Origin of the sequence: Aliidiomarina maris (assembly GCF_003987335.1) — a bacterium.
In the GTDB taxonomy this organism is placed as follows: Bacteria; Pseudomonadota; Gammaproteobacteria; order Enterobacterales; family Alteromonadaceae; genus Aliidiomarina; species Aliidiomarina maris.
On record NZ_PIPK01000007.1, the window covers coordinates 73,463 to 87,539 of the forward strand.

The window sequence follows — 14,077 nt, forward strand, 5'->3', positions numbered from 1 at the left end:
CGTTAGTCGCTACGAACTGACTGTTTAGTTCAAGTACAAGCTTGGTAACTTCGCATCGGTCGTTGCTTTGGCTGGCTGTTGGTGCAAGCGTTGAATGGCTTGCCACAACTGAGGGCCACCGCGCCAAGGCTCCTTATTGGCGGCATAGAGAGCATGCTCCAAACCATCTAACGCGTCATGCAGTGCTTGGCTATGCAGCGTATCTGCTAACTGACGCGCGCTTTGGTAGGCGCCTGGGCGGCTTTGCAACCAGCGTTGTAAAGCTTGATGCGCGGCTTGTGCGTCACTCCCTGCGCAAGCATGTTTAAGGGCTTGGAGCGGCTGTCTGCTACTTTTAGGTACCTGACCATCAGGCTCAGACACGGCAATAGGGCGCGCCTTTCGATGCTTAGTGGCCCATAGCCACAACGCCGCGGCCAGCGTGACTAACCAAAGGCAACCGAAAATCAGGGTGGCCGTGCGCCAATAACCGGGCTCAGATGGCGCTACAATCATTGGTGCCATTGCCGATGGGGGGGGATTATTGGCTTCACCAAGTTCAGCTTGAGCGAACGGAGATGCCAGTCCACCTGCGGGTTCATGCACTTCAATCTCGCGTGCCGGTATCGTTGCGCTGCGCTGTTGTTGGCGTTCGACGTCCCACCACTGCACGTCTATGGCTGGAAGCTGAAAAGTCCCTGCGCGTGCGGGAATAATGACGCCGCGAAATTGCGCTTGAGCGAAGCGCTGGCCCTGGCGGCTGAAGCTGTCGCGTTCAGTGCGTTCAGGGTAATAGCGCATACCTTCAGGCAGCATGATCTCAATATCAGGCAGTTGCTCGTCGCGCACACCTTGAGCGGTGAGGGTAATGCGACGACTAATCGGTTCGCCGACAATTAAGCGCTGTGAATCATCCCATTCTTCATTCAGCGTCACTTGTTCACTCGGTAGCCAGTGCCCCTGATAGTTCTGGGGTTGGGCTTGTACATCAATGTCTATATCGGCTGCCAATGCGCTGACCGTTTGCGGACGACTAAACGTTGCAAAAGAGCGGCTTGTGTTATCTCGGATCTGACCGTCAAAACGGCTACCTTGAATGCTCAGCGGCCCGCTGCGACGTGGGGTGATAAAATACGTGCGCGTAATCACGCGATAGCGTTGGCCATCAATGATGTCTTGACGGTCTTCGTCATTACTGGCTTGCTGAATATCCGCATGCTCAACTTCAGGTGGGCTAATGCTACCGCTTTCCAGGGTTTGCGCGATATGTAAGCGCACGGTGTAGCGAACCTGCTGCTGCACATAAGGGGTTTGGTTGTCGACTTCAGCAGTCACAAAGACCGGACCGCGTTGGCTTTCGCTGTCACCAGGCGCTACCACATCTACCACGATAGGTGAGGTGCGGCGGCCTTCAATCGTGAACGAGGGGATTTCGTATTGCCCAGGGTTACGTGCAATCAAGGTTAATTGCCAACGGGTTTGGCGGCTCATTTGGCCATTAATCAATTGTGTTGATCGGTCGACAGATGTGGCACCGACGATAAAATGACGCGTCAATGCGTCACTGCGAAAGGCATTGCGGGGTAAATCGTCATTCGCGGTAATGGTGAGGGTAAAAGATTCGTCCGCAATCACAGGGTTTTTATCGACTTCAGCTCTGACATCAAAAGCTTCGGCGGGTGCGCCCCACAACAACACCAAAAGTAGCCCTGAATAAATTAACCAGGTTACTTGGGTCAAAGGTAACTTCATGGGCGGCGTACTCCTCGCGGTAACTGAGATTGCTGGCGGCGTTCGGCTTCACTACGCATGCGGTTGCGCAGTAAAGTCGCCGGGTCATTTTGCACGCGGCGGAGTAATTGCTCCAGTTCAGCGCGCTCTTCATCACTTAAATCATCGTCGGCTAAAGCACTTTCAAGCATAGCGCTGGCCTCGGCATTATCTGCGTCCTGTGGCTCATCCGCACCTTGCTGTTGCACTTCCTGGGATTCAGCCTCGTCGCCATTATCAGCGTCTTGTTCATTTGTCATATCGTCGGCGCCGTCTTCTTGGGCATCGCCTTGGGCTTCGTCTTCAGCTTGCTGCGAATCCTGTTGGTCATCCCCTTGAGTGTCGTCCCCTTGAGTGTCGTCCCCTTGATTGTCACCTGAGTCGGGCTGACTAGCTTGGTCACTGTTGTCGCCCTGACTGTCATCATTTGGTTGTGACTCAGACTCTTGTTGTTGTAGCAACTGTTCAATCAGTGCTGCGTTCTCCTCGGCTTCAGGCCAATCTGGACGGGCAGCCAAGGCTTGCTGAAAAGCATTCAGCGAGGCTTCAAGCTCACCTAACTGCGCGAGGGTATTGCCTTGGTTAAACCAGCGCTCAGGGCTGGCCGGAGCCTGCTCATATGCCTCTGCCGCGGCCCCATAATTACCGCCACGGTAATAGGCATTGCCACGTAGCATCGGGTTTTGAGCCAGTCGTGCAGCGCGTTCATAGTCACCTGCGTCAAACGCTTGCTGGGCACGCTGCTGCTGATTATAAAACGGTCGGGCTAGTCGATTCGTTACACTTGGATTATCTGTGTTAGCGCCTGAATTTGGCGCGCTGGCGAGTGCAGTGCTTGGGAACAGCAGCATACTGCAAAAGCCAATGCCGGCGATACTGAGCAATACACCGCGACGCATCACCAGCACTGCTAAAGGCACCAGCAGCCAGGCTAAATAGGGGCCTCGGTCGCGCCATTGGTCTGCACTGTCCTGATATTGCTCATCTTCCACGCTGTTCTGCCAAGCACCTTGGCCAACTAAGTGATCGATGTCACTCTGATCAGCACGTAACGCTGCGTAACGACCATTATATTCGCGCGTTAGACGTTGAAATAAGGAACTATTTAACTGCGCCATCGCAAGGCGGCCCAATTCATCGCGCAACATGTCACCAGAGCTGAGGCGAATTGGGCTGCGCTCCTCGTTGCCCGCCACTAAAGCAGATACGCGATGTCCTTTACCACGCAGAAAACTGCGTATCTCTTGGTAGTCGTCCAGACGCATACCAGCGCTTAACCAGTAAATTTCTGCATTCGCGTAGCCTGCGTCAACCACCATGCGGTGCGCTTCTTGAAATGCACGCACAGGATAATTGCCCGCAACGGGCATAATTTCCGGACTTAAAGCCGGCAGCATCCCTTGAATATTGGCATGGTCGCGCGTCAATGGAGATAGCGCAAATGCATCCCCAGCATAGGCAATCAGGCCAATTTGGGCGTCCTCAAGCTCGGCAATCAAATCAAGGGCTTTGAAGCGTAAACGTGTCAGTCGGTCTGGACCAATATCGGTGGCCCGCGTATTCAAGCTCATATCCATGATGACAATAGCGTTACGTTCGGTTTGAAATGTGGGTGTCGGTAGTCGCTCCCAGGCCGGCCCAGCCAAGGCGACACAGGTAATCACCCACGCACTTGCCAACATCGCAAACCAACGTCCACTCGGCGCGTCTTGCTGCGCGAGTAAGCGCTGACTTAAGTGTGGAGCCAGTACTTGGTGCCAACCTGAACTTTGTTTAAATAGACGCCACAACCAAGGACTTAAGACTATGAGTAGAGCAATCCCGATTAGCCACCAAGGGCGTAAAAAATGAAAGGCTTCCATTATTCCCCCTGTTGCCATGAAGTCAGTTGAGCTTGGTGGCGCCGGTGTCGCCATAGCCTCAGGGCCAACGCCGACAGTAATAAACCAAAACCGAAGGCCATCGGCCAATGCGCCAAAGAGGTTTGTGGCCGCAAGCGCTGACTGTCATCCGCTATCGGCTCTAACTCGTCTATCAAACGGTAAATATCGCGCATTTCCTGTTCGTTCCGTGCACGAAAGTATTGCCCACCCGTACTCTGGGCGACGGCACGAAGAAAGTCTTCGTCCATCTCAGCACTTGGGTCGATACGTCGTTCGCCAAACAGACCTTGTACGATCATTTCATCCGACCCTATGCCAATCGTATGCATTCTCACGTTACTGTTGGCAGCCAGCCGCAGGGCTTGCTCAGCATTGATTTGACCGGTATTGATCATGCCATCGGTGAGCATCAGTACCACAGGTGGCTCGCTTTCACTGTCGTGCATAGTGGATATCGACAGCGCGATGGCGTCACCTAAGGCCGTACGTTGCCCGGCTAAACCAATTTGCGCTTCGCGCGCAAGTTGCGCCAAGGCATTCAAATCCCGGGTCAATGGCGAATACACGTACGCGTTGTCTGCGTATACAATCAGGCCAATTCTGTCGCCTTGGCGGCGCTCAATAAATTCCGCCAAAATATGGTGAGCGGCCTGTAAGCGCGTCACCTGCCGCCCGTTGTAGGTCATGTCGTCCGCTTGCATACTGCCGGATAAGTCCAGCGCAATCATCATTTCACGGCGCTCGGTGGTGACGGTGACAGGTTCACCCAACCAGCGCGGTTGTGCCAGGGTTGCCACCAATGCAAGCCAAATGCAGGTTGGGAGCAGCCAGCGTTTTAGTAGTGCAGGTTGACGTACTTGGCGCGGGCCAATAAAGCGCGCTGCTTTGGGTAACGCTAAAGGTGCTTGGGTGTGGGCTGCACTTGGCAGTAGCAGGCGCACTATCCAAGGCAATGGGAGCAACAGCCATGCCCAAACTAAAGCAAATTCAAACATTTGCCACCTCACGCTTAAATTGTGGTTGGGCAAGTTGCCACCATTTCAAAGACCATGCGTGGTAGGCCTCCACCAGCGCCGGGTTTTGGGGCTGGTACTGCGCTTCAATCAAAGGTGTGAGCTGTTCACCTAAAAGGGCGCGTTGAGAATCCGGCAGGTGAGATAACAATAGTGCTGACCACTGATTGCTGGAAAGCTGAGCGATGCTGGTGCGCGAGTGTTTGAGCATAAGCACTTGTTTTAAGCGTAAACTCACCTCACTGATAGAGGCTGGCGGTGACGTCAATAGTTGATTAACTGCGCGCATGCCCCGGCGACGCTTGAGATAGCGCACTAACAGAATAGTTGCAACGATGGCGAGACTGAATAGCGCAACGATGAGTAGCCACCAGCCCCAAGCTAATGGCCACCAACCCGCAGTGGTTTGGGTTACAATATCGTGTAACGGTAGTTCATTCGATGTTGTTGACATTAGCTCAGCGCCTCGCGTTGCAGTGACAGCGGCGTTGCGGCGTCAATCAGTAAACTTGGAATACGTGCCTGTTGTAACATATCTTGGCGCTGTTGCAGCCAATCGCCGGCTTGGCGCTGGTACAGCGCATTAGTGCGGCTGTCACCTAACCAGAAATCACGGATAAAATCATCGTCTTTGGCTTGTACCCGGGTTGCTGCAACATTGGGCAGCCGCAACTCCAGCGGGTCAGTTAAGATAATGGCTTGTACGGAATTGTGCGCACTTAAGCTGCGCAAATCCTGAATGCTGCGGGCATTCAGGTAATGAAAGTCGCTAATCAGGAACACTTGGGCGCCGGTTTTTACTAACTGGCGTAAGCGCTGAAGGTTAGCCTGAAAGGTGGTTGCATCCCCGCTGATCGACGCTTGTTGTGGCGCACCTTGATGCGCTGCTACCAGCTCGTGCAATAAGCGTAATACGCCTTTGTCCCGAGCCATCGGCTTGACCTCACTGTGCTTGCTGTCGTTAAACACCAAACCGCCGACCCGATCACCACGGTAGGCGTAGCGCCAAGCTAAATTAGCGGTGACATGTGCCGCTTGTACCGATTTATATAGCAGCTGGCTACCAAAATACATGCTCGGGCTGAAGTCAACGAAGAAAAACACCGGGCGCTCTTTTTCTTCGCGATACAGCTTGGTGTGGGTTTGCCCGGTGCGTGCGGTTACGCGCCAATCAATCGCTCGAATATCATCGCCTGCCTGATAATGACGCACTTCATCAAACTCCATGCCGCGCCCTTTGGTCTTGCTTAACTGATTACCGGAGCGACCACGCGCAGGTGTGCGCCTGCCCGTGGGTAATTTATGACTGCGTTGCAGTCGATATTGCAGTAGCTCCGCTAAAGCAAGACTATAGCCAGATGCCTGCAGGTGTTGCAGCCATTGGCTCGGGTTGCTCGGCAGTGTGGTTGGGGTAGGTTTATTTAACATAGCACCTTAAATTATCTACAACTGGGCGTACACATTGAATGCCGTTAAGGCGCAGGCACAAGTTCAAGAATCTTGTCTAACACTTGATTGGCGCTAATACCGTCCGCTTCTGCTTGATAGCTTAAAATCAGGCGGTGGCGCAACACATTATGTGCCATCGCGGCAATATCTTCTGGGGTGACAAATTCACGACCTAACAGCCAAGCCCGGGCTCGCGCACAGCGTTCCAGTGCAATCGATGCGCGCGGGCTCACCCCGAAGTCAATCCAACTGGCGAGCTTATCATCATAAGCTTGTGGCTTACGCGTCGCCATGATCAACTGAACCAAGTAGTGCTCAACTGCGTCTTCCATATGCAGGCTTAGACAGGCTTGGCGGGCGGCAAAAATGGCATTCTGGCTTAATGGCTGTGGCATCTGGCTTTCACCCTGAATCGACTCATTGCGGGTTAAGCGCAGAATCTGCTGTTCAGTTTCCGCATCGGGGTAGTCTAATTCTAAATGCAGTAAAAAGCGGTCGAGTTGCGCTTCAGGCAATGGGTACGTGCCTTCTTGCTCAATTGGGTTTTGGGTGGCCATGACAGTGAATAGGGCAGGTAACGGGTAAGTACGCTTACCTACAGTAATTTGACGTTCGGCCATTGCTTCTAATAGCGCTGATTGCACTTTGGCTGGCGCACGGTTGATTTCGTCAGCCAACACTAAGTGGTGAAACAATGGCCCGCGTTGAAATTTAAACTCGCCAGTCTCAGGGCGATAAATGTCCGTACCAGTGAGGTCAGCAGGCAGTAAATCTGGGGTAAATTGAATGCGGTGGAAGTCCGCCTCTATACCTTTCGCCAAGGCATTCACTGCTCGGGTTTTAGCTAAGCCCGGCGGACCCTCTACCAGTAGGTGACCGTCGGCTAAAAGTGCGATAAGAAGATGTTCAACCAACTCGGGCTGGCCGATGACTTGGCTGTTTAGAAAATCGCGTAACTGTCGAAAGGCGTGAACTGCCATGCTGGATGCTACTCCTGATTTAAGTAAGTTCGTCTATGCTGTAATGGACACTCTGATGCCAAATTACACCGATAGTTCTGCTATAAGGGCAGTCTACCTAAAATCAAAGGTTTAATTCTGCTAAATTTGACGTTAGAATCGATTAATTATTTCGTGGTCTGACCAGCAAGCCGAGCTAGGGGAGTTCTATGTCAGCTTCAGCACAACATTTAAAAACCGCGTCGGGTGACCGCATTGCGATTGTCGATGGCCTACGCACACCGTTCGCCAAACAAGCCACTTACTTCCATGGGGTACCAGCCCTTGATATGGGCAAGCTCGTGGTTCAGGAGCTGTTGAATCGCAGTGATATCGACCCTGCATTGGTGCAACAATTGGTGTTTGGCCAAGTCGTGCAGATGCCATCGGCCCCCAACATTGCGCGTGAAATTGTGCTCGGCACCAACTTGTTAGCGGCAACAGATGCTTACAGCGTTAGCCGAGCCTGCGCCACCAGCTTTCAATCGACCGCCAGTGTCGCCGAGGCGATGTTGGCTGGTAACGTGGATGTGGCTATTGCAGGTGGCGCGGACTCGTCGTCGGTGCTACCGATTGGTGTGTCGCGCAAATTGGCCCATGCGCTGGTGGATTTAAACAAAGCCCGTAGCTTAGGTGCACGCCTGAAAATCTTTAAGCGGTTAAGCTTTAAAGATTTGCTGCCAGTACCCCCAGCTATCGCCGAATATTCAACCGGTTTAAGTATGGGTGATACCGCCGAGCAAATGGCGAAAACTCACAATATTAGCCGTGCAGACCAAGATAAATTAGCCCATCGATCGCATACCTTGGCGCACCAAGCATGGGAAGCAGGTAAGCTTGATCGTGAGGTCATGGCTGCACACGTGGCACCGTACACGGATTTCTTACAGCGTGATAACACCATCCGTACGGATTCAAAAGAAGATGGCTATGCTAAGCTGCGCCCGGTGTTCGACCGCAAACACGGCTCGGTCACTGCGGCCAATTCAACGGCTTTAACCGATGGCGCGTCGGCGGTTCTAATGATGACCGAAAGCCGTGCTAAAGCACTTGGTTATAAACCACTTGGCTACATTCGTAGCTACGCGTTTAGCGCGATTGACGTCTGGGAAGACATGCTGATGGGTCCTTCTTATGCCACGCCATTAGCGCTTGACCGCGCTGGTATGCAGTTAAGTGATATCGATATTATTGAAATGCACGAAGCGTTTGCCGCGCAAACCTTAGCGAACGTCAAAATGTTTGCAAGCCAGAAATTTGCCCAGGAAAAATTGGGTCGTAGCCAAGCCATTGGTGAAATTGACATGGATAAATTTAACGTAATGGGCGGCTCTTTGGCATATGGTCACCCATTCGCAGCCACAGGTACACGCTTAATTACGCAGACTTTGAATGAGCTACAGCGCCGCGGCGGTGGTACCGCCTTGACTACGGCGTGTGCCGCAGGTGGCCTAGGTGCTGCGATGATCTTGGAGACCGAATAATGACTGACACATTACATCCAGAATTGGCGACCACAAATAGCCCGGCAAGCACATCCGCATTTACCCTTGCCAAGCGCGAAGACGGTATTGCAGTGATTACGATTGATGTGCCTGGCGAGAGCATGAACACGTTGAAGGCGAGCTTCGCTGACGAAGTGACCGCATTGTTAGACCAAATCGAAGAAGACAGCAGTATTCAAGGTGTGGTGCTGATTAGCGGTAAGCCAAGCTCGTTTGTGGCTGGTGCGGATATTCGTATGATCAGTGAGTGCAAGACCGCAGCCGATGCTGAAAGTCTGGCGCGTCAAGGCCAAGCCTTGTTTGACCGCATTGAACAGCAGCGCATCCCTTTTATTGCTGCAATTCATGGTGCCTGTTTAGGGGGCGGCCTTGAGCTAGCATTAGCTTGCCATGGCCGGGTGATTTCCGATTCACCAAAAACTGTCATGGGTTTGCCAGAAGTACAGCTCGGCTTATTGCCAGGTTCTGGTGGCACGCAACGCCTACCGCGTGTGGTGGGTGTTCAACAAGGCCTGACTATGATGTTGACGGGCAAGCAGTTACGTCCAAATCAAGCGAAAAAGTTAGCGCTGGCGAACGATGTTGTGCCGCATAGTATTTTATTGGCGGCGGCGGTTGAATTGGCGAAGAAAGGCAAGCCAAAGAAAGCCAAAGCGAAGCAAGGTGCGCTGCAAAAGCTGCTTGAAGGCCCGTTGAAAAACGTACTGTTCAACAAAGCACGCGAGCAGGCGCAGAAGAAAGCTAAAGGTAACTATCCTGCAATTGACCGCATCATTGATACCGTTAAGCATGGTGTTGAGAAGGGCTTTAAAGCAGGTTTAGAACTTGAGGCAAAGAACTTCGGTGAACTGGCCATGACCCCTCAAAGTCAGCAGTTACGCAATATTTTCTTTGCTACCACGGAAATGAAAAAAGAAACCGGTGCCGATGGCGTGCAGCCAGAGAAAGTGAAGAAAGCGGCGGTATTGGGTGGTGGCTTGATGGGCGGTGGTATTGCTCACGTCACTATCAGTAAAGCAAAAGTACCGGTGCGGCTAAAAGATATTGGTCAAGAGGGAATTAAAAACGCCCTGAATTATCATTACCAGTTGCTCAAGCCGCGGGCGAAGAAACGTATTATTCGTCAGTCTGAGCTTGAAAAGCAGATGCTGATGCTAAGCCCGACGGTGGATTACAGTGGCTTTAAAGACACGGATATCGTGATTGAAGCGGTGTTTGAAGATCTTGCCCTGAAGCAATCCATGGTGGCTGATGTTGAGCGTGAAGCCAAACCGACAACGATTTTTGCGACCAACACGTCCTCACTGCCGATTACCAAGATAGCGGCGAAAGCTGAGCGTCCAGAGCATGTGATTGGCCTGCATTACTTCTCGCCGGTAGAAAAAATGCCATTGGCAGAAATCATCACGCACTCAGGCACGTCAGCGAAAACGATTGCGACCACGGTTGCCTTTGCAAAGGCACAGGGCAAAACACCGATTGTGGTGCGTGACGGCGCTGGATTCTACGTGAATCGTATTTTAGCGCCATACATGAATGAGGCAGCACGCTTGTTGTTAGCAGGCGAACCGATTGAACACCTGGACAAGAGCTTGGTGCAATTTGGTTTCCCTGTGGGCCCAATCACGTTGTTAGACGAGGTTGGTATTGATGTGGGTGCTAAGGTTGCTCCAATTTTACGTGATGAGTTGGGCGAGCGTTTCAGCGCGCCGGCTGCATTCGATAAGCTACTTGATGATGGCCGTAAAGGACGTAAAACTAAGAAAGGTTTTTATCAGTACGGCAGTGGTAAAAAGGGCAAAGAGGTCGACAGCTCAGTCTATCAAGTGCTAGGTATTACCCCGTCGCAAAACCTTACCCAAGAGCAAGTGGTAGAGCGTTGTATTTATCCAATGTTGAACGAAGCGGCATGGTGTTTACAGGACGATATTATCCGCTCACCACGTGACGGTGATATTGGCGCGATTTTCGGCATTGGTTTCCCACCATTCCTTGGCGGTCCCTTCCGTTATATGGATAGCTTAGGCATTGCCCAGGTCGTTGCAACGCTGCAGCGCTTAGAGCAGGAGCATGGCAGTCGCTATGCACCTTGCGATTTACTGGTGCAAATGGCGAAAGATAACACGCGCTTTTATGTGTAATTCGAGGTGTAATTCGAGGTGTAATCCGAGCGCCCACGCTAGTGGGTAAACAAAAGGTTAGGTATGTGCGGGTTTCCCGCGAAGACCTATAGCAAAAAGGGCAGTGTGGTAGCTGCCCTTTTTTTGTACACTATACTAGTTGTTACACATCAAGATTTAACTAGGGGTGCCATATGTTTGTCGTACCTGTTGTCAGTTTATTATCAGGCGCGTTTTTCTACACGCAAGCCTTAAAAAATGCCATGGGCGCAAAGCGCTGGGCATTGATGGGCTTAATCATGGGCCCGTTTATCTGGCCATTGTTTAATACCCATAAGCGGCTGATGTGGCTTAAGGCTGGGCGTAATGCTGGCCAATGCAGTGGTCAATTTCACGCTTAATCGTCCTCGTTGTCTACCCCATAGTTAGCGTGATTCTGTTGACCTGCCTGGCTGACATTACCTTGGGTGCAGGTGAGCCAAAGCCTTGCAGACTGAGCCAATAGCCGTTGCCGCGCGATATCAGTCAGGCTGGCTAATGACATCTCATCAATGAGCGCAGCCATGCGCTTGGCTAAATCAAACTTAACATCGTCAATACTAATGCTGGTCCAAAAGCGTTGGGCACGAATACGCAAATTGGGGTCAGCATCGGTCAGTTGTGACACCACACTGTGTTTCGCGTCTTGCCATAAAGTCTCTGGTAGTTGCGGTAACTGAGCGCAGAAATCTTCAATAAAACTCTCGATGGCACGCTCAAGCTCGGCCAGGCCGGTATGGGGAGATTGTACATAAAAAAGCAGACCCGGACGGCCATTCATTGGTACGTAGCTATTACCTACCATATAGCCAAGCTGTTGCTCAGTGCGCAGCTGATTAAAAAAGCTTGGTGAAATAATATGATTCAGCAACAAAAAGGCCGCTTTCTCTAAATCACTAATGGATTGGCCTTGGCAGAACAGTGCGACAGCATGGTCAGGGTGCGGAAGCTGGCAATGAATTGATTCCGCCTTCCCCGGTTGTAGCAATGTCACTTCACGCAGGGGCGCCTGTTGTGGGCGACCACTCAGGCTCAATTGGTGGGTCAACGCGCGTCCAATGCGCTGCGCAACGTCGACGGGCCAATCGCCACATACCAAAGCGGTAACATTCATTTGCGCAAAGATAAGCGGCATTTTCTGTGCAAAACTGTGGGCGTCCATAGTCTCAAGCTCGGTGGCGAGCTCGGCACCGATATAGCATCCACGCTGCAAGGTTTGGTTCAGCACCGTAAACAAGTGATTAATCGGCTTATGGCGATTAACCGCCAGCCAATTATGATAAAGCTGATGACGGATATGCTGAAAATGCTGTGGGTTGAATTCAAAATCAGTCAGGCTATTGAGAATTAATGACAATAGCTCAGGCTGACGTTCTGAAAAGCCGCTAATGTGAATACTAATGCCGGACTGTTGAGGGTAAACATTGAATTGCATCCCAGCCACTTCAGCGTCGTAACAACGCTCATTCAGCGCATCAAGCACCAACTCACACCAAACCCGAGCATGGGCAAACGCGGATTTTGTATTGGTGGCTCGCGGCAGCGCTAATGATAAATAAATGTGGCCTTTGGGTACCCGAAATTCGGGGTCTTGAAAATGCCAAAGACTCAACGCAGGAACGCCTGCCAGTAGATTAGGCAGCCGTGTGTCCTGATCGCGCAGTGGCATGGCCTCAAGGCGTCTGGGAATAAATGGATTGGCACTGGGTAACTCAAGCAATACATCTGCATCGCAATTGAAACGCGCTAATTGCGCTTCGGACAACGGAGCGATGCGATACGCGGTTTCATACAACTGGGTTGTTTGATTCACTGGTAGCGAGTGATGGATTAAAACCACACGCGCCTGTTCTGGCTGCATATGTGCCAGTAAGCGTTCGGCTTGCGCAGCATTAAACTCGCGCATTAAGTAATCGCCTTGAATGATATCGTCGCGTCGATAATGCAACATATTAATCGACAGCTGGGATGCCAACTCAAGGCTGCGAATAGGCTCTTGATAGCGAAACGAAAGTGCCACCATTTGCTGGCGCTCAGCGTAATGGGGTGACGCTAGATCTTGGCGGCTGAGTTGGCGAATCGCCTGAAAAATCAGTTGGCAGACGGTGTCATACTGCGCTAAACCTTGCTCTGTCAGTTGAATATTAAAGTTAAAGTCTTTGAAATTACTGCCGTTGATACCACCCCCGGCAGACAGATCAGTGACCAAGCCTAGGGACTTTAGTTGCGAGGTCAGACTGCCAGGCCCCTCATAGCCAAGCAAATGTGCCAATAAAGTGGTGGTTTTGTATGGGTAATCGTCATCAATCCCCGGCAATGGTAAGGTCAGTATCATGCGACATGCATTTTTCAATGGTCGCACATGAACCACTACGCCTTGCTGTGATTTCAAGTACAAAGGCGCTTGAATGGCGCTAGGGGTTTCGCCCTCGGCTGCGATGTCGCTGAAATAGCGTACGCTTAGCCCCTCGAGCTCATCCAGACTTTGTGGCCCGACAAGCACCAAACGCATGTTGCGGGCGTGATACCAAGTGTTGAAAAAAGTGCGAAGTTGTTGCTGTAAGCTATTTTCAGCATAGTTTTGTAGGGTCGCAGCATTGCCCACTGAAAACTTAGTGAATGGGTGGGCTGGGTTAGCGGTCTCTTTATGCACTTGATAGAGTCGGCGTAGCTCATCGTTGAGCTTCATCCGATACTCAGCTTCCACAGATTGCAGTTCTTTGGCAATCCACTCAGGTTTAAACAAGGGCGCAATAAACAACTGTGCGAATAGAGCTAAACCCTGAGCAAATTGCGGCGCACGAATATCAAAATAAAAGTTGGTGTGCTCTGTACCTGTCCATGCATTGTGTTGCCCGCCGTGCTGACCGACAAAATCTGGATAAACGTTTGGCTCGGGTGTTTGCTCGGTGCCCATAAACAGCATATGTTCAAGAAAATGAGCTAACCCCTGGGCGTCCATCGGGTCCTGAAAATGCCCCGCACGGATAGCTAATGAGGCAGCGCTATGTGTGGTGGACTCGTCATGCACTAACAACACTTCAAGACCATTTTTTAGCTCAACTAAACGATACTTGCGAGTGTCGTTAGGGCTTTTAATCAGGTCGTCAAGCAGCTGTGTTGCTTTAGGAACAGGTGTAGAGGCTTGCGCCGACGTGGTTTGGTGCGGGTCGCTATGCTGCATGGATGTGTGTGATGGCAATGTCGTCAGTTCCTAAACAAGAGCAAGCAAAATTGGGGCGCACAACGTGCGGAGCCTGGCTCATGACTCACACTCAATCTCGTGGTGTGAGTCGCATACGGCATACTGACTAGTTTAGT

General features: G+C 51.6%; 10 protein-coding genes. 3 read left to right on the top strand and 7 right to left on the bottom strand.

Annotation, left to right across the window (positions count from 1 at the left end; all coding sequences use genetic code 11):
- Positions 1-24: 24 nt before the first annotated feature.
- The 6 genes from CWE07_RS08800 to CWE07_RS08825 are packed head-to-tail and all read right to left on the bottom strand — an operon-like array spanning position 25 to position 7,074.
- Positions 25-1,731 (bottom strand): BatD family protein, encoded by a 1,707-nt coding sequence (locus tag CWE07_RS08800; RefSeq protein ID WP_111569531.1) that lies wholly within the window; start codon positions 1,729-1,731, stop codon positions 25-27.
- Complete coding sequence (locus CWE07_RS08805; protein WP_181452275.1) at positions 1,728-3,611, bottom strand: tetratricopeptide repeat protein; 1,884 nt, start codon at positions 3,609-3,611, stop codon at positions 1,728-1,730. The genes CWE07_RS08800 and CWE07_RS08805 overlap by 4 nt, the downstream gene beginning before the upstream one ends.
- Positions 3,611-4,627, bottom strand: coding sequence for a VWA domain-containing protein (locus CWE07_RS08810; RefSeq protein ID WP_111569529.1), 1,017 nt, complete (start codon positions 4,625-4,627; stop codon positions 3,611-3,613). Before CWE07_RS08810 ends, CWE07_RS08805 begins: the two co-directional genes overlap by 1 nt.
- Positions 4,620-5,099 (bottom strand): DUF4381 domain-containing protein, encoded by a 480-nt coding sequence (locus CWE07_RS08815; protein ID WP_111569528.1) that lies wholly within the window; start codon positions 5,097-5,099, stop codon positions 4,620-4,622. The genes CWE07_RS08810 and CWE07_RS08815 overlap by 8 nt, the downstream gene beginning before the upstream one ends.
- Positions 5,099-6,073 (bottom strand): DUF58 domain-containing protein, encoded by a 975-nt coding sequence (locus CWE07_RS08820; RefSeq protein ID WP_241974111.1) that lies wholly within the window; start codon positions 6,071-6,073, stop codon positions 5,099-5,101. Before CWE07_RS08820 ends, CWE07_RS08815 begins: the two co-directional genes overlap by 1 nt.
- A gap of 44 nt (positions 6,074-6,117) precedes the next feature.
- The gene (locus CWE07_RS08825) at positions 6,118-7,074 is read right to left on the bottom strand and encodes an AAA family ATPase (RefSeq protein ID WP_111569527.1); all 957 of its coding nucleotides are present in this window, start codon (positions 7,072-7,074) and stop codon (positions 6,118-6,120) included.
- A 188-nt stretch (positions 7,075-7,262) separates the two neighbouring features.
- On the opposite strand from CWE07_RS08825, the gene fadI reads away from it, so the two are divergent.
- From fadI to CWE07_RS08840, 3 genes are all read left to right on the top strand, one after another.
- Positions 7,263-8,576, top strand: a complete 1,314-nt coding sequence (gene fadI, locus CWE07_RS08830) for an acetyl-CoA C-acyltransferase FadI (protein ID WP_111569526.1) — start codon at positions 7,263-7,265, stop codon at positions 8,574-8,576.
- Positions 8,576-10,738 carry a fatty acid oxidation complex subunit alpha FadJ gene (fadJ, locus tag CWE07_RS08835; protein WP_111569525.1) on the top strand — a complete coding sequence of 721 codons (2,163 nt, stop codon included), beginning with the start codon at positions 8,576-8,578 and terminating at the stop codon, positions 10,736-10,738. The genes fadI and fadJ overlap by 1 nt, the downstream gene beginning before the upstream one ends.
- Positions 10,739-10,911: 173 nt before the next feature.
- A complete protein-coding gene (locus tag CWE07_RS08840) occupies positions 10,912-11,118 on the top strand; it encodes a hypothetical protein (RefSeq protein WP_111569524.1) in 207 nt (68 codons plus the stop codon).
- Here the strand turns inward: CWE07_RS08840 and CWE07_RS08845 are convergent.
- A complete protein-coding gene (locus CWE07_RS08845; RefSeq protein WP_126818996.1) occupies positions 11,115-13,958 on the bottom strand; it encodes an insulinase family protein in 2,844 nt (947 codons plus the stop codon). The two genes, CWE07_RS08840 and CWE07_RS08845, sit on opposite strands and share 4 nt — an antisense overlap.
- Between the last annotated feature and the right edge of the window lie 119 nt (positions 13,959-14,077).

What these genes read in the sequence shown, in the direction of transcription:
- CWE07_RS08840 (WP_111569524.1), top strand. Translation starts at nt 10,912, where the DNA reads ATGTTTGTCGTACCTGTTGTCAGTTTATTATCAGGCGCGTTTTTCTAC.
- fadJ (WP_111569525.1), top strand. Translation starts at nt 8,576, where the DNA reads ATGACTGACACATTACATCCAGAATTGGCGACCACAAATAGCCCGGCA.
- CWE07_RS08825 (WP_111569527.1), bottom strand. Translation starts at nt 7,074, where the DNA reads ATGGCAGTTCACGCCTTTCGACAGTTACGCGATTTTCTAAACAGCCAA.
- CWE07_RS08815 (WP_111569528.1), bottom strand. Translation starts at nt 5,099, where the DNA reads ATGTCAACAACATCGAATGAACTACCGTTACACGATATTGTAACCCAA.
- CWE07_RS08820 (WP_241974111.1), bottom strand. Translation starts at nt 6,073, where the DNA reads ATGTTAAATAAACCTACCCCAACCACACTGCCGAGCAACCCGAGCCAA.
- CWE07_RS08805 (WP_181452275.1), bottom strand. Translation starts at nt 3,611, where the DNA reads ATGGAAGCCTTTCATTTTTTACGCCCTTGGTGGCTAATCGGGATTGCT.
- CWE07_RS08810 (WP_111569529.1), bottom strand. Translation starts at nt 4,627, where the DNA reads ATGTTTGAATTTGCTTTAGTTTGGGCATGGCTGTTGCTCCCATTGCCT.
- fadI (WP_111569526.1), top strand. Translation starts at nt 7,263, where the DNA reads ATGTCAGCTTCAGCACAACATTTAAAAACCGCGTCGGGTGACCGCATT.
- CWE07_RS08800 (WP_111569531.1), bottom strand. Translation starts at nt 1,731, where the DNA reads ATGAAGTTACCTTTGACCCAAGTAACCTGGTTAATTTATTCAGGGCTA.